Here is a 21,064-nt window from a genome sequence, read left to right on the forward strand (position 1 = left end):
AAGCTCAGGACTGGTGGAGCATCCCAAGGTGAGAACTTTGGCACTTAAATGCAACGTAGTCAGTTAAGACTTAGGCGGGTCAGCTACCTAAATTAACGAGGCCGGAAACCTCGTCTCTTTAGAGTGGGGTGCTGACAAAGTTGACGATCGCTCTGAGAAACATTAGGATTAGTCCGTAAATAATCATCCACCCAACTACAACCCTTTTTTAACAAATCATCTAATGCTAAATTCCACAAAATAACATTATTATCTCTACTACCAGAAGCTAACAACTTACCATCAGGACTAAAACTTACACTCATCACACTATCTTTGTGACTGCTCAAAGTTTTTAATAAACTACCATCATAAAGACTCCAGAGCTTAACCTTACCATCATAACTAGATGAAGCAATAACCTGACCATCTGGGCTAAAACTAACACTGGTGACACTATCACTAGCACCTTTCAAAAAAGTTTTCAGTAACTCACCATTAATACTCCAAAGTTTTACCGTATTATCAAAACTTCCTGTAGCGATCGCCTGACCATCAGGACTAAAACTTACTCCCAAAATCCAATTCTTGTGAGCATTAATAGTTCTTAGCAGCACACCTTTGTCAGTCCATAGTTTCACCGTACCATCATCACTAGCAGAGGCGAGCATTTTGCCATCTGGACTAAAACTAACACTACTGACCCATTCCTTATGTCCAACTAAAGTTTTCAGCAACTTGCCTTGACGGTTCCACAACTTTACTGTTTTATCTTTGCTACTAGAAGCAATAATTTGATTATTTGGACTAAAGCTGACACTCATCACATGATTGGTATGTCCTATAAGATTGATATTCTTGGAGGTAAAATGAGAGGAATGATAAGTTGTATTCCAATTCCAATCAACACAAATAGTTCCTATTGACCTTGGGAAACATCGTCGTCTACTAGGAACTTCTACTTGACTATCAAGAGTAATGTTAACCAAACTGCGATATTTTTCTGACTCAAAAGACTGATGTGGCAGTAGGGAAAAATTTGTCGGAAAAAAGGGAATAATTTTGTGCAAAGGGACAAGACAAAAATTACCCACTCTCACAAAACAACTCAACTTACTAGCCAAATCATCTTTAATTTTTCCCTCTTCCCTAAAATATGATGTGCTTTTCTCATTCTTAAGAGACAAAAGCTGATTATCTTTGTCATAAGGTTGCCAATTTTGAGGATCATCAAGCAATTCCAAGTTCCAGATTTTCTCTGGAGAATTGAAGTACCACAATTTTACTGTATTGTCATAGCTACCCGAAGCAAGGATCTGGCCATCTGGGCTAAAACTTACACTTGCCACTCTATCAGTATGCCCTCTGAGAGTATTTAGTAACTTACCTGTGCGACTCCATAGTTTAATAGTATTGTCTTGAGATGCAGAAGCTAAAATTTGACCATCTTGACTAAAACTCACATCAAGAACTCTGTGTTGATGTCCTTGCAAAATATTGAGAGAACTATTTTTGAGATTCCACAACTTAATAGTTTTGTCATAGCTAGCTGAAGCCATAGTTTGGCCATCTGGGCTGAAACTAACCTGAGTAACTGTATCTCCATGACCCGAAAAACTTTTCAAAAGGGTTCCATCTAGGTCCCAAATTTTAATGGTTTTGTCTGTACTGGAGGAAGCTATTGTTTTGCCATCAGGAGAAAAGTTTGCACTGATAACTTGTTTTTTGTGCCCAGTTATTGTCTTTTTGAGAATAGGTCTGTTTCCCGAAAAACTCCAAATTTTGACTGTTTTATCCCTACTTGCTGTTACCAGACTTTTACCATCAGGAGAAAAATTGACACTGTAGACTGGGGCATTATAATTTCCATATCCATGTTTTAAGGTTGCCAAAAGTTTACCATTCAGATTCCAGAACTGTACCGTCCCATTTTCATTAGCAGCAGCAATGATTTTTCCATTTGGACTAAAGCTAACCCATTGGATAACTGCTTTGGTTTTGATGGTTCTCAGTAATACACCTGTGTTGGTCCAAATTTTGATAGTTTTGTCTAGTGAGCCTGATGCTAATATTTTGCTATTGGGACTGAAGTTGACTGTTACTACTGGAGCACGATGACTCTTGAGAGATAGAGGTTCAATTTCTGGTTGCTGAAGATTCCAGATTTTAACTGTCCGATCGTGGGAAGCTGAAGCTAGATATTTTCCATCTGAACTAAAGCTAATTCTACTCACTTTATCTGTATGAGCTTTTAAAGTTTTTTGTAATTTGCCATCTCGACTCCATAATTTAATAGTTTTATCAGCACTAGCAGAGGCAATTAAGTTTCCTTCAGGATGAAAAATGACACTCCAAACTGCATTACTATGTTCTTCTAAATGGTTATATTCGTTCACTTCATAAACTGCTTGCTGCAGAGAGGCTGCAATACGATATTCTGTATCATTTGATAGGTTATTTTCTACTAATAATTGTTTGATTTTTTGCCATTTTTGACCTGCTCTGATACTTTCTATCAGAGCATCAAATTTATAACCTGAGAAAAATAATGCTTCTGAAACAGCAGTCATACTATTAATATCTGCCCGATGTTTTTCAGCAGTTGCTACTTGTTTTTGAAATATTGTTTTCTGCCAAAAACCTAATGCAGCAATAGTTGACAGTGACATTGATATAATTCCTACAATTGCTGCTGCTAGTTGTCGTTTTAAGACTATATTTAGTTGGGCTTGGCTAATTATTCTATCTGTTTCTGCCTGATTCTTGGCAATTTCAGCTTGTTTTATTTCCAGTTCAGCCTGGTTTAATCTCTCTTCTAAGTTAAACCTTTTACGAATAGGTTTTACTACATAATCGTGAACTAGCTGGTAGTGTTTTTCATTGAACTCTTTGCGGATAAATAATAATCCTGAGTCGATTAATATTTCTAAAATTAAGTGCAGCAGTTTTTTGCTTTCTTGAAGATAATTAAGTTGATTTTCAATAAAATTTTTAGATTGATTTTTTGCTGCAAAATTTGGTTTTATAAATTTTTGAATTATTTCTAATAATTCTGTTTCGGTTCGACTAGCTCTGGTTAAATTATCATTAGTCAGTGTAAATAAAATTTGCATAGTAGCTTCTTCATTTTCCTTGCCACAATCTAAAATTACTTGGTCTAAAAACTTTTTGATCAGTTTTTCTTTTGCCTTTTGCGGATTAATGCCGAATTTTTTTTGAAATTGCTCTAAGGTTTGAATAGGGGGTTTTTCTTCTTGCAGTTGGCTTCCTACTACTTGTAATTCTATCGGGCGAATTTGCTGTTTTTCATCTGCTAAACCATCAACAATTGCATCAATTAATTGTGGTTCTAAATTAAATTTCGATCTTTTGGTTAAGCATTCTATAACAGCATAAGCATCTTCTCTAGAAAAATCTCTTAAATGGTAACGAATCTGTTTGTCTAAAATATTGTTATTAATGACATCTAGATAATTGATAAAGTCACATTCTAATAAATAATGTAAATAATCTTCCCTCATGGAGAAAATTACTTTGACAAAGGGAATATTTAGACAATTATCCAGAAACGTATAGAATGCTTCTCTCTCTTCAGTAGTATTGCTAATAAAGAAAAATTCTTCAAATTGATCGAATACTATTACTGTTAATAAATTATTTTCAACATTGTTTTTTAATTGGGCTATAATTGATAATTCTATCAATTGGAATTTATCTGTAATAGCGGATAAATACGGAGTAATTTTTTCTACTTCTGTACTAGAGTTTTTTGATGGTGAAGGAGAGATCAAGTCTTGATTTTCTGTATAATTTTTTTCTGGCTTTATGAGATTTTGATCGTGAAAATTTTTCTCTTTTTTTTGTAATGCTTTTTCCAGAGAATGTGCTAATTCTCCTAACCAATCACTATATAGTTGTACTACTACTGGTATAGTATCTCGTGCCGAAATAATAATATTGTTTAAAGCTGGTACTAATCCTGCATTAACTAAAGAACTTTTTCCTACACCAGAGCGACCATGGATAACTGTTAATTTATAGTCATCTCGACTTATTCTTTCCAGGAGATTATTAATATCTTTTTGACGACTAGAGGCAGTTATTTCTGAGGGTAAAGTATTCTGGTAATCTAATGATTCTTTGATATAACTTTGTTTTTGGGCTTGCAACTGAGATGCACCAATAAAGGCTAAAAGTCCGTATTGGTGAGCAATTTTTCTCTGGCTTGTTTTTAAGCGGAATGCTTGTAAATATTTTCCTTGTTCATAATAAAGCGATCGTAATTCTGTTAAAATCTCCAGATAAAGTTTGGGGTCTCTACTTTCTGAAGTTTTCAAACTATTTTGAATTGCATTTTTCTCTGTTGCTTTAGCAAATTCTAGATATTGAATTGCTTCTCCTGGGTAATGTAATTTTTTGACGCTTTTTGCTAGTAAAAATAAGTATTTATTTTTTTCCGTTGGTAATGTTATATTTTTCGCATAAAATAAAATATTAAGTGCTCTTTCAGATAGCTTCTGAGCTTGAACCCAATTTAGTTTTTCCAGGGCAACTTCTGCCAAAAAACCGTAATCTTGTGCTATTTGCAACTCATTTCCATATTCGTGATGTATTCTTAGTCCTTCTAAGGCAATAGCTTCTAATGCTCCCCAAGCTTTCATCTGCTTTGTCACTTGTCCTAATGTTGTGATTACCTCAGCTACTAAGGCAAAACTATTAACTTTTTCAAAAAGCTGTTTCGATGCTTGAAGTTTCAGTTTTGCTTCTTCTAGTTCTTGACAATTATCTAGGAGATTTTGAGTTGATTTAAGATAATAACATAAGGCAATATTATATAAAACTATTCCTTGTTGTTCCAGGATAAATCTCTGGCTAATGATTGGTAATTTAGAATATTCTGGTTGATGCAGATAACATTGCTCCCTCACTTCATACTTCCACAAATTTAGGCTTTTTTGATAATGAGCAATAGCGTAATCTATCTCTTCATTATAGTAGTTATCTCGACCAATAATTAATTCTATATTCGCTGCCAGAATAGGTTCTAAATCTTTGTCACGATTTTTCAGGTCTTTGAGAGCTAACTCTATTTCTTGACGTTTATTTTTAGATAAGCCTTTAAAATCATAACAGTTGGCTTGATCGACACAACTAGAAAGTAAAAGCTGAGAAATTATACGATTTTCTGATAATGGTATTAATTGTTGTTTTTGATTAGCAGACTTATCTATCCAATAATCCTCTATTTCTAGTCTCAGTAAATGTATTAAATCACAACTCGCTAATTCAAATTTGATTGTAGCTGCTGCCCAACTTTTAAAATCTGGTGCTAGTCTAATTAATTTAGCTAATAATTCATCTGTTATCCACAAAACTAGAGGAAAACAGAATTTTTTCCGAAATTCATCCCTGACTTGATTAGTAGAAGTTAGTAACTCATCTATTGCTTCTACTTTCTCTAAGTCAAATATCATTATTGCTGGTGGTTCGGGAAAATTTTCTAATTGTTTATCAATTGTTGTATATAGAGTTTTAACAGTTTTTGGTAATACTATTTCTTGAATTTTTATTGAAGATAGCTTTCTCACTTCCATCATCATTGTTTGCCGCAAGTATTGATAGTTACAGCAAACTAAAATAAGTGAAAATTGTCCTTGAGAAAGAGTTACAGAGCGAATCAGTCTTTTGAGCGATCGCTGATTGTAAATGATACTTTCTTCCAATTTTTTAAAAGCTTTCATATTGACTAAATACTATTACCTAATTTACTGTCAAAGACTAAAAGTTTAATTATTTTTTCACTCTCATCATCAAATATTTAAAAGGAGGAATATTCCTGAATTAAAGACGAAGTTGCCAGATAATCTGGTACTCCTAAAACATTCAGGATATTAAGTACCGAGACAGAATTAATTTAATATTTTGGCAGTGGTAGTTCAATAATTAACAATTAATAATTAATAATTACCTCTTCTTATAATGGATAGGATTGGCTAAAAGGAATTTTTTTTCTTCTCTTGGTCGATTGGATATGGCTAGGTTTCCTCAGCATCCCATCCTACGGAAAGCTCCGAAGATCGACTGCTCTCTTGGTCGATTGGATATGGCTAGGTTTCCTCAGCATCCCATCCTGACGGAATGCTCCGCTTTCCGACCGCTTTTTCTCCATGAATGGAGAGGCTTTATACCTTAATTTTTCGGTAAGAGCTAAAGGGAATATAACTGATTAGTAAATAGACGAAAAACACACAAATAATTTTGTCTACCTAAACTTATAATATTTAGGTAATACCAATTACCATGCATTAGTCCTATACTTAGGTTGGACTTCAGTTATTAAGCAATTAACGCCACCTTTTTCACCTTTTTGCTAATTTGAGCAAAGTTAATATTTATTATTCTTATGTTTACTCCTCCCCACACTCCCCACACTCCCCACACTCCCCACCCCATCAGATACAGCAAGATTTTTGATATTTGGTATAATTCCGTTCCGCTCTATTCCCTATTCCCTATTCCCTATAATTACTATTAATCCAACTAGCATATTTTTGAGTTTCTGCTAATAATGGATTAATGCCAAACCAATGACCATCCCGATCTCGATATTCAAAAACAAACATACTCCTGAGTAAAGTTTGGCATTCTTCTTCCCCAGTAACTCTTTGATTTTCTACTACTTTAAATAACAACTCCCATTCATCAGCAGTAATAGCTCTCATTAGATCGTCTCGGTATTCCTGAATCACATTTTCTAAACATTCACTAGAGAAAGGAGGATCTTCTTGTTGGAGACAACTGTAGAGCAACATTAATAGTCGTCGCATATGACCCCCACTGATGCGGCAAAGTCTATCAAGGGTTTCAGGAGTGTCAAAAATAGTAGGGATCAATTCTACACGTTGTTGGGAAGGTATTTCTGGAAAAGCTCTAGCTAATACCATTTCTCTTAATAATGCCATTCCCGGTTCATAATCATTAGGTTCCATTGTGGGTTTTTTGCACCTAGTTTGCACAGGTACCATTGGTAATATTTTGGGTTTAACTCCAAATCGACTAGATAATCTGCCATAATCATTAGAGAACATTAAAGTGAGGGGAATTGTGTAGACTACATGACAGTTTAGTTTTTTGAGTTGTTCGCCTCGGTCTACAAATAAATATTCTGGTTGAGTACGTCCCCAGGATTTGGGTGAGTTATCTACACGGTCTAGATTATCAACAATAACAACAAGTCCTTTCTTATCTCGGCGTTTGAGTTCTATATTGGCACGTTCAAGTAATTCTTGATTTATTGATTCTAGAATAGTGCTGGTTCGAGGTTCGAGGTATTGTCTTAATTGAGAACGTAGTTTAGGGGAATTCTTAGTTTTAGCAGTAATTTTAGCAATTCCCACAGATAATTCTGCTTCTGTTGAAAGTTCTATGGGGGTTTGTAAGACTTCTGATACTTCAGTAAATAGCTTTTGGAAGTAACCTGGTTTAATTTTAATTTTCGTTTGTTCCATACTTTCGCTGACTTGACGAGCGATCGCCAGCAAAATATCACTAATATCTACATCTCCCATATCTAAATCTTCAGAAGATTCGAAGTAAACAACGTGATATCCCTGTTTTTCTAATTTATCTTTGAGTCGAAATAATTCAGTAGACTTACCACAACCTATATGTCCTGTAAAGAGTTGACAAGATGGTTGATTTTCAGATAAAAGTGTTATGGTTCTTTCTAACTTTCGGATAATGTCACTACCCCTGACACTGGCAAAATCTATGTAATATTGTTGATCTTCAGGGTTCCCTACTATGAGGGTCTTGCTTGGGTTACAAGCTTTGTAAAATTTAATTAAGTCTAGTTCACTTAAGACTTGTTTTCCCATGTACGAAAAAAGTAGTATTGTTTAATATTGATAAGTGTTATTTTCCTGGATTCTTTTAATCTGGGCAAGAGGTATGTCAACACCTGGGGGTAAAAGCATCAATAATCATTACCCTAGAGGAAATAGAATATAGCAATCCTATTTAAGTTGTAATATTTTGGTGGCAGTTGGGAGTCAGGAGTCAGGAATCATAATTTTAAATGTTTTCAGTTAAAATTAACTGTTATAAACATTATTACAACTAATTCGCGGATTGCTATATATACCATTTGGTATTAATCCCAGTGATTAAGTTTTTTGCACAGGAGTCAGGAGATGGAGAGGGGTATACAGAAAAAATCTTAAAAAATACTCATATTTTCCCATCTCCCCATATTCCCCTTATCTTTTTAAATAGGTCTCAAATAGCTTCTATAAGAAAATCAATTAGATGATTGAATAAACATGACTTTTATCCTCTATTTGAATAATTTGAAACCAAAAAAATTAACATATCCGTATTACAAAAATACAAAAATATGTGATTAAACCATATTAAAATTTATATCAAAAAAGATTAATTTTAAGGATATTAATTAGTAAATAATACCACTTATTCAAGATTTATGATTGAACCTTAAAACTACTTGATCATTTGATATTTTTCCCTAGCATCTACCACTAATTTGAAAAAAGAATGTTATGAATAATTGGGATCGGTAAAAGATTTTACAGTAGATTTCCCTTTAACTAAAAAGATAAGTTTCAATCTAAAAAATAATATAAAAGCATTTCATTCTGACTCCTAACTCCTAACTCCTGACTCCTGACTCCTAATAAATAGCCTAGCTATTTGTATCAAAGATTTATCAATTTGGTATAACACCTTTTTTCAGGATATTTAGCAAACTTTTTAAGATTTTGAATGAATTAAGTAAATGGCTAATAGTATTGGAGCGGTTTCTCAATCAGATTTAGCAAGTCGGCGACAAACATTACGCCGTCAAAGGCGTATAAAATTAGTAATTATAATCTGGCAAATACTAGCAGTTAGTGGTTTAGCATCAGGTTTACTGTGGTCAATTACTCAGCCAATTTGGCTAATAACTAAACAAGAACAATTAACTGTAGAAGGTAATCAATTGCTTTCAGACAGAGCAATATTATCTCTAATTACTTTAGATTATCCTCAATCTCTTTGGGGAATTCAACCACAAATATTAGCTGAGAATTTAGAGTCACATAATCCAATTGCTAAGGCAAAAATTAGTCGTCATTTATTTCCTCCGAGTTTAAGGATAGAGATTACAGAAAGACGCCCTGTAGCAATTACTCAATTTAAAAGTAAGGTAGGTACCAGTAACTCACAAAAAATGGGATGGTTAGATGCTTATGGCAACTGGATACCTTTAGAAAGCTTTTCTGCTCTAGAAAGAACTGAATCTTTACCTACTCTAAAAGTAATTGGTTTTACTGAACAGTATCGTCAATATTGGCGTCCTCTATACCAAAGTTTAAGTCGTAGTCCTGTTAAAGTATTTGAGATTAATTGGGAAGATCCAGGAAATTTAATTCTGACAACTGAGTTAGGATTAGTACATCTCGGACAGTACAGCTCTCGATTTAATGAACAATTAAATGTCTTAGACAGGATGCGAGAATTGCCGAATAAAATTGATGTTCGCCGAATGGCCTATATCGATCTAAAAAATCCAGAATCTCCTTTAATTCAGTTACCAAATAAATCTAGAGCAATTAAGATTCAGTCAAATTAAATCTACAAAAATTTCTAATTTAAAAGTATTTTGAGAAGTGACCTTGAGTTGCAGAAAAACTATTCAAAAGGAAAGAACAGTGTAAGCATTTCCTGGGGAATGCTGCACAAATAGCGGTCAGCTATTAGCCATCAGCTATTAACTTAATTGTCAGCCAGAAGTGGAATTAGTATTGAAGTATTGAGGAATAATTTAAAGTATGGATAAAAGCTAAACTATTAATTTTAGCAGTTGTTTGATTTCCATCATACCTGAGAGCCGACCAAATAATAGCTGAATGTTTATAAAACAGTTATCAAAAGTTGCCAATGGAAATCTTCAGAAAACTGTAAAAATATATAAAAATTTTGTTAGAGACGCTTCAGTATTACGAAAGTTCCCAAAAAAGCCAAATGAATAAACATTCTCCGGTTGTTGGATTATATTGCAACATATTTTAGAATATGATTGATTAATCTCTGCCAAGAGCCATCCTGGTAAGCTATAAACTAACTTAGAGTAAAAAAAACTGTATATCTACCATCCCCAATAATGATAGTGAATAATCAACAAGGGGTCAACCATGAAATTCCCCAATCTCAAGGACAAGGAAATTTTCCATTGCCAAAAAATATCTCTAATCCATTTGGTAATAGCTCAGGATTGTATGGAGAACAAAATTATGACCCCAAGAGTATAACAAAAGAAGAATCCAGGAGTGATGATATCGTGCCAAGTAATGCGGCAAAAATCAAAGTAATTGGTGTGGGAGGGGGTGGCGGCAATGCTGTTAACCGAATGATTGCTAGTGAGGTCTCTGGTATAGAATTTTGGACGGTTAACACAGATGCCCAAGCCTTAACTCTGTCCCATGCTCCTAAACGCCTACAACTTGGACAAAAACTGACAAGAGGCTTGGGGGCTGGGGGTAATCCTGCTATTGGGCAAAAAGCAGCGGAAGAATCTAGAGATGAAATAGCTAATGCTTTAGATCATCCCGATCTAGTATTTATTACTGCTGGAATGGGAGGCGGTACAGGTACTGGCGCTGCTCCAGTTATAGCTGAAATTGCTAAAGAAGCAGGCTCTCTAACAGTAGGGGTTGTAACTCGACCTTTTACTTTCGAGGGAAGACGCCGAATTACTCAAGCTGATGAAGGAATTACTGCTCTACAAACCAGAGTAGATACTTTAATCGTAATCCCCAATAATCGCTTGCTATCTGTTATTAATGAACAAACTCCCGTACAAGAAGCTTTTAGAATAGCAGATGATATCTTGCGTCAAGGTATACAGGGGATTTCAGATATTATTACTGTGCCTGGATTAGTAAATGTTGACTTTGCTGATGTCAGAGCAGTTATGGCTGATGCTGGTTCGGCGTTGATGGGAATTGGTATGGGATCTGGTAAGTCTAGGGCAAGGGAAGCAGCCAATATGGCAATCTCTTCTCCTTTGCTTGAGTCTTCCATTGAAGGAGCAAGAGGAGTTGTATTTAATATTACTGGAGGTACTGATTTAACTTTACATGAGGTTAATGCTGCTGCTGAGATTATCTATGAAGTTGTCGATCCTAATGCCAATATTATTTTTGGTGCTGTAATTGATGAAAAACTTCAGGGAGAAATCAAAATTACTGTGATAGCTACTGGTTTTACTGGGGAATTACAAACTAACCCTACCCAGGAAAAGGTACAACCAAGACGACCAATGCCGAGTTCTACAAATACTCCTACTCAAACTCCTGAACCGCAAAAAAAATTACCAGGATTAGATATTCCTGACTTTCTGCAAAGGCGACGAAATCCACCTAATCCTAATAGATAAGATTAAAGCAAAGCAAATTTCTTGATATCTAACTCCGTTCTACTGAACTTACCCAAACTTAACCAAAATGGTATTTTGAGCTTTGGAGATTAGCTTCGGTGCTTCTGTGAGAACCACCGACCGCAGTCTGTAACTTATTCTCTCCACAGGCTTAAAATCGGTGGGAACTCCACCTACTAACTTACTAACTAATATGGAAATAAATCTTGAAAACTTTGCAACTGTGTTCCATTATTTTCAGGACATTTAAGGTTAATGGATTTCTCAAGCACCTTTCTCCTAGCTATTTACCATTGGCCATAACCTCTTAAAAGTTTAAGTCGATTTTTATAATCTTGGTTATTGCTTTCTATAAATAAATTGTAGCAAACTTTCAAACATTCATTTTATAAGATCGATCTAGATATGTCCAATTATTCTACTTCAGTAGTTAGCCCTATAAATTCTTTCTATAAAATGTTATGGCTAATTTAATGGCATCAAGTATTCCTGTTGCTTTGACTATTGCTGGTTCTGATAGTGGCGGTGGAGCAGGTATTCAGGCAGACTTGCGTACTTTTGCTTTTCACTGTGTTCATGGTACAAGTGCTTTGACTTGTATCACTGCTCAAAATACTTTGGGAGTGAATAGGGTTGATGCTTTGTTACCAGAGGCGGTCAAAGCACAAATTGAAGCGGTTGTTAAAGATATAGGTGTCCACGCTACTAAAACAGGAATGTTACTAAACCAAAAGATTATTTTGGCTGTGGCTGAGGCAGTGGAAGCTTTAAGTTTAAAACAATTGGTGGTAGACCCAGTAATGGTATCCCGTGCAGGTGTTCAGTTGATTGATGATTCGGCAGTGGGAGCTTTACGGAATTTTTTGCTCCCAAAGGCCAGTATTGTTACTCCTAATATTTATGAGGCCCAGATTTTTACGGGTTTTAGTATTAATGATATTGATGATATGCGACTGGCGGCTGAGAAAATTCACAAATTAGGGGTCAAGACTGTTTTGGTAAAGGGAGGGGCTCTCAAGCATAATTTCCGAGGAGTAGATGTTTGGTTTGATGGGGAGTGCTTTGAAACTTTGACAACTGCCACAGTTGATACTACTAATACTCATGGTACTGGTTGTACTCTTTCAGCAGCAATAGCAGCTAATTTAGCCCAAGGGAAAGATTTATTTTCTGCTGTTAAATTGGCTAAGGATTATGTGACAAATGCTTTAAAATATGCTTTGGAAATTGGTCACGGTCAAGGTCCTATCGGACATTTTTTCCCTTTGTTATTAAACACTTAATTAATCAACATAATCTTATTTGTATTCTTGGAAGTAGATAGTGTCGCTACACAAGTGAGTAATTCTAAGTCTCTATTTCCCAGGGAAAACACTCCGCAAATAAAATGTCAGACGGACTCAAGACAGTTAAAAATCAAAAATATTGATTTGTAAGGCTTTTGGGATTTTGTAACTGACCAGTTATTTCTGCCATCCTGCAATAGAAATCTCCAGAAAAGAGGGAGTAGGGAGTAGGGATTAAGGGAAAATAATTGACGGTTTATGCGTATGGGATTGATTTAATTTTTTATTTTTGGATATGTCTAATAGTTTGATTGATTGAGAATCTATTTTTTTACTATTACTAATATGGATAAAAATTATAAAAATTTGCTAATATAGCACTAAGCATTCAGGTATTTGACATTTATAAATCCTGTACCTTTTCACAGTCTACTATTCCCTATTCCCTATTCTACTATTCCCGATTCAAGTAGCGCTATAAATATCTATAAAATGGCTAATAGTTTACTCGCAAATATCAGCCATTTCAAAATATATTTATTTTCTAGCACTCCCTAAGCGATAGTAGCGACTATGATGCCAGCTATAGTTTTTGCTCTTGTTTTCTTCAGATTCTGAAGTAGATGGCGATGCTGGTTTTGAGGAAAATGCTTTTTGAGTTTCTTCTACAAATAAAGGAGTTGAGCTTTTCAGAAGATCTCTTTGTACCGCAGCAAAAGCATGACGTACTCCTGCAACAATCTGCTTTTGATAATCTTCTTCTGCTTTTTTTGTTTGGAACTTCCAACCTTCCTTACTTGAAGCATATAGGGGAGGGAGACGATTCAGGGCATAAGTTTCTACATCAGCTCGCTTAATATATTTGGCTAACTTTTGAGGAAGTAAAGTAATTTGACGATTTACTTCATCTGCTACCATTTGTTCCATAATATTTATATATTTCTTTTTAGAATTAACTACCATAATTATTTTCCTATTTCCTTCTGATCTACATTTTTTTTACTTAATTATAGCTGTTTTAACTTCAAGTTTATGATTAGAATACCTCAATTAATTAATTAATTAATTAATTTCAAAGAACTACTACTATTACTATTACTATTAATTAATTAGAGATTGTTTGTAAAGGAAATATAAAAAGGAGATAGGGAACAGGGAACAGGGAACAGGGAACAGGGAACAGGGAATAGGGAATAGGGAATAGGGAATAAGGAGGAAGAAATCAAGACAAATATTTGTCGCTTAAAAATCTAGGAATATATGTACTGAATACTTCTCTACCTACCAAATTTCAATCTCTTGAAGTATTACCGCTTTTAGATTTTAGTCACTCGCATGTTCTCTTAATACTTATTTTACAAACAGTCTCTTAGTGAATAGAGATTTGATTATGAGGAAATAACAGTTACGATTAAGTCTTCTATCTTTTTTATATTTTGGTTACCAGCTAAATATCCAATACCTCGATGCAAATGTAGCCTAAATTGAGTGGCCAAAGTTTCTTGCTCTATACCTATTCCTTCATTATAGCAACGTTGCTTAAGAGCCAACAACAATATGTCAGAAAATTTCCCGCCAAAAATTCTCCATGTTAATTCTAAATTGCTATCAGCAGGAATTGGCACTGGAGAGGGAATACTTGATTCTGCCAAAGAGCAACAGAATGCCCAACGACAAAGGATATTCCACTGGTCAATTTTAGTATTACGTTTAAGTTTTGTTAACTGTTCTTTGGCTACTTGAGAAAGTCGTATTCGTTCAATTGGTGGTTCCATAAAAGGTATTAGATATAACTATGTATGATTGGGATGAAATTAGATTTTTTTCAGTTGCTTTAATCTATAGACTTCTTGCAGAAGTCAGGGAATAGGGAATAGGGAATAGGGAATAGGGAGATGAAATTGTTAATTTTAGATATTGAATTTATTTAATTAAAACTTTTGCAAAAGGTCTTATGAGAATTTATTTGGGATTCAGGTAAAATATATTTCAACTATATTTTCATTTTCTCAAATTAGGAAAATTTGCCTAAATTCCTTTCCTATTAACTATTGCCAGTTGCCTGCTGCCTCATCTGAAAAAAAATTCAACATAACACTTTACTACTATATTTATTGATAGTTTCAATAAGTTATTTACCTGATATTTAGTAAAAAAATATAACAATCAGATGTGAGAATTTGAATATTCCCTGTGCCCTCAAAGTTTACAATATCTCACAACTAACATAAGATTTCTATATTTAGAGATTATTGATACAAATCAATATTTAAAGCTTTGTATTTATACCTAAAGTGCTTGACGACTACATATCTTGAACTATAACCTAAACTTAATCTGTTAATTCTAAACTTTTGTAACAAATTAAGTATATAAGTATATGGTTAAAACCTATATTAAGACTGTAAAAATTTGCCGAAAAAGTTTATCAGCAAACCTCATAAAAGTTTATAAGCAACATAATATTTTTATGTTTATAGCAATTTAATTTAAGTTCTGAACGGAACTCCTTATTCCTCCTAATCTCCCAAAAGTTATCAAATTATTTCGTATTTTTCCCTATTCTCAGTAATTGCTGTTTCCTTTTTTTCATTAATCCTAGTTGACGTTTTTAATGAAAATACTATATACCGACTAACTATGATATTACTAATGGTAGTTATACCAAATTGATAAATGTTTGCTACAAATAGTTAGGCTATTTCTTAGAAGTAAACCCACTCCTAACCCAACCCACCCCCGCCCCTCCCAGGAGGGGAGCCAGGAGGGGAAGTCAAGAGACAGGAGTTAGAATGAATAAGTTTGATATCATTTTTTATCTCGTAATTTATCTTTTTCGTCAAATATACATGGACTATCGAGTCTTTTAATACTGCTTATTATTCGTAACATTCTTTTTTCATACATGGTATTTTTCGGAAAAGTTGGAGAAAAAAAATTATATAGCAATAGCATAAAAAAATATTTTAAATATCTGTTAAAATTAGCCCTATCGATAAATTTTTCATGGTAAATGTTAATTTCAAATTTACATAATTTTTTGACTTATCCTATCAATAAAAAATCGTATCGAGGGGTAATATTTTGGTTTAGTCTTAGCATGACTTTTGCTGTGTTTTATGGTTTTTTGGCACTTAAAAAAGCTTTTGTTAGTAGTCTTAGTGTGCAAGATGATGCCAGACAACATATTTTTTGGATGCAACGTTTTTTTAATCCTGATTTATTCCCTAACGATTTAATTGCTGACTATTTTCAGTCAGTAGCTCCCGCAGGATATACTTCGCTTTATAAAAGTGCTGCATTTATAGGAATTAATCCTTTTATTTTAGCGAAAATTATTCCTTTTATTTTAGGTTTAATCTGCACCTATTATATTTTTAGAATCTGTTTAGAAATTTTACCAGTTCCCATGGCAGGATTTATTGCAGCTTTGGTAATGAATCAGGCTATTTGGATGAAAGATGATGTGGCTTCGGCTACTCCTAGAGCATTTGTTTATCCATTTTTTTTGGCTTTTTTATATTATTTAATCCGTGGTTCTTTAGTTAGAATGGGGATGGCGATCGCTCTGGTGGGATTATTTTATCCGCAGTATGTTTTTATTGCTTCTGGAATGCTAATTTTGAGATTAATTTGCTGGAGAGATGGCAGATTTAAATTATCATCAGAAAAACAAGATTTTCTACTTTGTGGAGTTGGTTTAAGTACGGCATTTTTTGTTTTATTACCTTATGCTTTAAGTTCTTCAGAATTCGGACCTGCTATTAGTCGAGAAGCAGCTATGAAGTTAAGAGAGTTTTATCCAAATGGGAGGAGTACATTTTTTCACGTTCATCCTAAAGATTTTTGGTTAACTGGTAAACGTAGTGGGATGTTTCCTAAGTCTTTATTTACTCCTGCTACTCAATGTGCGGGGTTAGTATTGCCGTTTTTATTATCTTTTCGTTCTGCTTTTCCTTTAATTAAAAATATTACGAGTCGTATTTGGTTATTAGTGCATTTATTACTCTCATCTTTGGGAATGTTTTTTATTGCTCATGCTTTACTTTTTCGGTTACATCTTCCTAGTAGATATACAGGATTAAGTTTCCGAATAATTATTGCTTTGACAACGGCGATCGCTCTTACTTTGATTATTGATGCTTTGTTTAATTGGGCAGAAAATATACAAAAGTCTCCTATTAAATTTCAGGCTATTATTTCTTTAACTTTAACAACTTTAATTCTGGCATTTCTGGTGTTATATCCTGCTTTTGTTAAAGGTTTTCCTCTGGTTAAATATAAGGTGGGAAGAGCTACAGATTTATATGAATTTTTTCAAGAACAACCTGAAGATATTCTGATTGCTTCTTTGGAGGAAGAGGCAAATTTATTACCTACATTTGCTCAACGTTCTATTTTGTTGGGTAGGGAATATGCTATTCCTTATCAGGTTGGTTATTATAGTGAATTTCGCCAACGAATTATAGATTTAATTGTTGCTCAATATAGTTCAGATTTAACGGATGTGAAAAATTTTATTCAAAAGTATGGAGTTGATTTTTGGATGCTACATCGTGGTAGTTTTACGCCAGAATATGTTGAGGATAATAGTTGGTTAATGCAATATGAATCTGCACGGGATGCGGTTACTTTTTTGCAGTTGGGATATATTCCTGCTTTGGCAACGACTATACCTATTTGTACTGTTTTTCAGAATGATAGTTTATTTGTTTTGGATGCTAATTGTATATTGAAGAAGGGAGTAGGGAGTAGGGAGTAGGGAAGAGGGAAGAAGGAAAAAAGAAGAAGGAGTAAATATTGAAAAAAAAGGAAATAATGATAGAGATAGCTGTCTAAAATAAATTGCAGAAGCTATTTTTAAGTATTTCCATCTCGAGATGCACTTTTTTGTAACATTTTTTTGTTGAAGAAGGGAGTAGGGAAAAGGGAAGAAGGAAAAAAGAAGAAGGAGTAAATATTGAAAAAAAAAGGAAATCTTGTTGCCTATCTTCCGACCCATCTCCTCTACTTCCTGAAACTATAAATATATGTACGTAGGGCTTGCTGATTAAATATAAAAGCATTTACATTCTAATGGTTTGAGAAACTAATTGTCTAGAAAAAGTACCAGCTTTTGTGTTAATAAAGCTGAAAAATTAAGCATTTTGGAGCAACGTGAGGCAGAAAATTTAAGTGGCTATGATGAACGATTACTCTTCTACAACTCCCTGCTCCTCCTAATTCTTAACTACTCCCTACTTCAACAAAAAAACTTATTCAGTAAACCCTACGTAATCAAGTAGGAAACTTCTGTATATCCTATATTTACCTCAAAAAACTCTGTAATGCCAATACCTAATCTAATTAATATTAAATATCAATGGGAAAACCAAGGATTTTGCATTTTTCCCAACTTCCTAGAACCGAAAAAACTAGAAAAATTACAACTTATCTGTGATGATATTTTCCAACAATGGCTAGCAGCATCACCTAATATTGAAGAAGCTGCAAATACAACAAATATGGCATATTTAACTGAGCATAACTACTTTTACAAAAACTCTAGTTGGTTAATAGAATTATTAGAATTTATTGCAGAACGAAAAATTATCGAAATTTTAGAATTTATTTCTGGTGAAAAAATTCTTTTCCACAATACCCAATATTTTTTTAATCCTGCTGATAAATCTTGGAAGGGTATTTGGCATCGCGATACACAATTTTTAGCTCCAGAGGCTGAACTAGAAAAACAAAGAATTAAATATAATACTGGCGTACATTTCCGAGTAGCTTTTCTGGCGGATGATTATTTGGAATATGTACCTGGTTCCGAAAAAAGGTGGGATACTCTAGAAGAATTATCGATTAGAAAATCAGAAAATGGGAAATTAAATACGGATGATAATATGCCTGGTAAACAGAAAATTTTCCTGAATCAAGGAGATGCTTTATTATTTCATGCTTGGGGAATTCATCGGGGAGTTTATGATGTTAATAAACCTAGACGTACTTTAGATTTTATCTATGCTTGGGGTAATCATTGTGATTATTATGTACCACTTATTACTTGTTTTGGGCAGTTAGACTTGTTAGAAAAATTGAGTCCGAATGCTAGGGAGTTTTTTAGTTATTTTATACAAACATATCAAAAATACTGGTAAGAAAATCTAGCGATCAAGTATTCAAGAATTTTGTTGCTCTAAATATTCTCGAAATGGTTGCAAAATAATTCCTAAAATTTTATCAATTTCTTTGACATAATATTCCCCTGCATCAATACGCACAATTTTTTTTCAAATGTTAAAAACTTCCCATTTGTTCCAGTTGTAAATGCACTATTTTGAAAAATTCCTGAATATTTAATTGCCTCTGAGCAAGGGAAAAAAAGTTGAATAAAAAGTCATGTAAATTTACGAATAACGCCAATTAAACTTTATGATATCAGAATTTTTGTGAGGATGCAACGGAAAATCCTTTGACGCGCGATTTTTTTCAGGAGCTTCACAATGGTATTGGGTGTTGGTAATTTTAGCTATGATTGTGTTTTAATAGCGATCGCCTAGAGCAATAATTAAATCATTTTCTGAAGCATACGCCGGATGTGGATGGGTAGGGGAAATTTTCTACTATTGCGTATAGAGCAATAATTAAATCATTTATCAATTAAAGAAAGAAATGGTTGCAAAATAATTCCTAAAATTTTATCAATTTCTTTGACATAATATTCCAATGCATCAATACGCACAATTTTTTCTTCAAGTGTTAAAAACTTCCAATTTGTTCCGGTTGTAACTGCACCATAAATAACCTTAACTGGATTGCCAGTTCGCTGATTAAATAATTGCGCTCCAACCATACTAGCAACACATTGTCCTAAACCTCGAATAATATTTTCGTTTTTAGCTTCAACGATGGTAATAACTGGAGCGGTAAGAAAATATTGTTCAGAGGAAAAACTGAGCAAAAAATCACAATATCCTTGTAATCCTAATTCTGCTTCTACATTAAATTCTGTTCCTGAAAAGAGACTGATTCGATAATTTAATTGTCGTCTAACATCGGCTAAAATTTGAGAAATTAATAATTCAGAACGAGCTTTTTCTGTATTAATAGCAGTTGCTAATGGAATATATTCTCGCAAGATGGTTGTGAGAATTTCAGAAGGTTGAACTGGTTGAATTTTATCAAATAAATCTCGATCTTCTTCTAGGGTTAATTCAAAATTTTTCTTGGCGTTTTCTAATGTAAATTTACTGTAAGAAAGATTGCTCATGTAATCACTACAATGACTATTCCAAAGTTTCAATTAAGGATAGCTTCTATCTCCTTATCCAATTTTTACTTGGGGAAAGGAGACTAAACCACTATGATAAAATATTACAACTTATTAGAATTGCTATAATTTCTAATTAGTATCAAAAGATTATTTAGCTAATGAGTAAAACTATGAATGTTGTCTTAACTCCAGATATAGAAAAATTTTTTAAAGAGCAAATCGAGAGTGGAAACTATCAGGATGCACTAGCAGTTATTCGGGAAGGATTACAATTATTGGCATTGTAGGGGTTTGGAAACTAAACCCCATCAGAGAGTATTTAGCAGGAATTTTAGTTGAATAAAAAGTCATGTGTATAGGCGAACAACTCCAGCTAAATTTTATAGTATCAGAATTTTTGTGAGGATGCAAGAGAAAATCTTTTGACGCGGGATTTTTTTTGGTGCTTCAGAGAATGAAAATGTCGCTCGCTTTCCACTCAGCAAGAATGGATAGAAAGATTTGATGAGGGAAAAATCTTTGCGGAGCTTCACAAGATGAAAATATTTCTGCTATTGCTCCTCAGAAAAATTCCTGAATATTTGATTGTCTTTTACCAAGGAATTTTAGTTGAATAAAAAGTCATGAGTATAGGCGAACAACTCCAGCTAAACTTTATAGTATCAGAATTTTTGTGAGGATGCAAGGGAAAATCTTTTGACGCGGGATTTTTTTTTGGTGCTTCAGAGAATGAAAATGTCGCTCGCTTTCCATTCTTGCTGAATGGATAGAAAGATTTGATGAGGGAAAAAATCTTTACGGAGCTTCACAAGATGAAAATATTTCTGGTATTGGGGGTTGGTGATTTTAGCTATGATTCTGTTTAAATAGCGATCGCCTAGATGTAGATGGGGAGTGGAATTTTCCTTCTATTTTGTATAGAGCAATAATTAATTCATTTTCTGAAGCGCACGCCGGATGTAGATGGATAGTGAAATTTTCCTTCTATTTTGTATAGAGCAATAATTAATTCATTTTCTGAAGCACACGCCGGATGTAGGTAGGTAGTGAAATTTTCTCTTCTATTGCGTAGGTCGCAATAATTAAATTCATTTTCTGAAGCAC

At 33.8% G+C, this 21,064-nt stretch carries 11 protein-coding genes; 6 read left to right on the forward strand and 5 right to left on the reverse strand.

Features of this window, described 5'->3' with window-relative positions; translation table 11 throughout:
- Positions 1-92: 92 nt before the first annotated feature.
- Positions 93-5,720 carry a WD40 domain-containing protein gene (locus tag ACP6PM_RS18925; protein WP_426587316.1) on the reverse strand — a complete coding sequence of 1,876 codons (5,628 nt, stop codon included), beginning with the start codon at positions 5,718-5,720 and terminating at the stop codon, positions 93-95.
- Between the two features lie 771 nt (positions 5,721-6,491).
- On the reverse strand, positions 6,492-7,856 hold the full coding sequence (locus ACP6PM_RS18930) for a P-loop NTPase fold protein (protein ID WP_426587318.1): 1,365 nt from the start codon (positions 7,854-7,856) through the stop codon (positions 6,492-6,494).
- 917 nt (positions 7,857-8,773) lie between these two features.
- Between ACP6PM_RS18930 and ACP6PM_RS18935 the strand changes: the two genes are divergently transcribed.
- From ACP6PM_RS18935 to thiD, 3 genes are all read left to right on the forward strand, one after another.
- Positions 8,774-9,610 carry a cell division protein FtsQ/DivIB gene (locus ACP6PM_RS18935; protein WP_426587320.1) on the forward strand — a complete coding sequence of 279 codons (837 nt, stop codon included), beginning with the start codon at positions 8,774-8,776 and terminating at the stop codon, positions 9,608-9,610.
- Between the two features lie 531 nt (positions 9,611-10,141).
- A complete protein-coding gene (ftsZ, locus tag ACP6PM_RS18940; protein ID WP_426587322.1) occupies positions 10,142-11,416 on the forward strand; it encodes a cell division protein FtsZ in 1,275 nt (424 codons plus the stop codon).
- Between the two features lie 461 nt (positions 11,417-11,877).
- The gene (gene thiD, locus ACP6PM_RS18945; RefSeq protein WP_426587324.1) at positions 11,878-12,699 is read left to right on the forward strand and encodes a bifunctional hydroxymethylpyrimidine kinase/phosphomethylpyrimidine kinase; all 822 of its coding nucleotides are present in this window, start codon (positions 11,878-11,880) and stop codon (positions 12,697-12,699) included.
- A 540-nt stretch (positions 12,700-13,239) separates the two neighbouring features.
- Here the strand turns inward: thiD and ACP6PM_RS18950 are convergent.
- Positions 13,240-13,665, reverse strand: a complete 426-nt coding sequence (locus ACP6PM_RS18950) for a late competence development ComFB family protein (RefSeq protein WP_426587326.1) — start codon at positions 13,663-13,665, stop codon at positions 13,240-13,242.
- A gap of 425 nt (positions 13,666-14,090) precedes the next feature.
- Entirely contained in the window at positions 14,091-14,477 is a 387-nt protein-coding gene (gene dndE / locus ACP6PM_RS18955) for a DNA sulfur modification protein DndE (RefSeq protein ID WP_426587328.1), read from the reverse strand.
- 1,238 nt (positions 14,478-15,715) lie between these two features.
- Between dndE and ACP6PM_RS18960 the strand changes: the two genes are divergently transcribed.
- A complete protein-coding gene (locus ACP6PM_RS18960; protein ID WP_426587330.1) occupies positions 15,716-17,464 on the forward strand; it encodes a hypothetical protein in 1,749 nt (582 codons plus the stop codon).
- A gap of 565 nt (positions 17,465-18,029) precedes the next feature.
- The gene (locus ACP6PM_RS18965; protein WP_426587332.1) at positions 18,030-18,845 is read left to right on the forward strand and encodes a phytanoyl-CoA dioxygenase family protein; all 816 of its coding nucleotides are present in this window, start codon (positions 18,030-18,032) and stop codon (positions 18,843-18,845) included.
- Positions 18,846-19,336: 491 nt separating this feature from the next.
- Here ACP6PM_RS18965 and ACP6PM_RS18970 read toward each other — a convergent pair whose 3' ends face one another.
- Positions 19,337-19,957 (reverse strand): hypothetical protein, encoded by a 621-nt coding sequence (locus ACP6PM_RS18970; RefSeq protein ID WP_426587334.1) that lies wholly within the window; start codon positions 19,955-19,957, stop codon positions 19,337-19,339.
- 173 nt (positions 19,958-20,130) lie between these two features.
- Here ACP6PM_RS18970 and ACP6PM_RS18975 point away from each other — a divergent pair, with 173 nt between their 5' ends.
- On the forward strand, positions 20,131-20,247 hold the full coding sequence (locus ACP6PM_RS18975) for a ribbon-helix-helix domain-containing protein (RefSeq protein WP_426587336.1): 117 nt from the start codon (positions 20,131-20,133) through the stop codon (positions 20,245-20,247).
- Positions 20,248-21,064 lie beyond the last annotated feature (817 nt).

It is taken from the genome of Dapis brunnea BLCC-M229, from assembly GCF_050015995.1.
Lineage (GTDB): Bacteria > Cyanobacteriota > Cyanobacteriia > Cyanobacteriales > Microcoleaceae > Trichodesmium.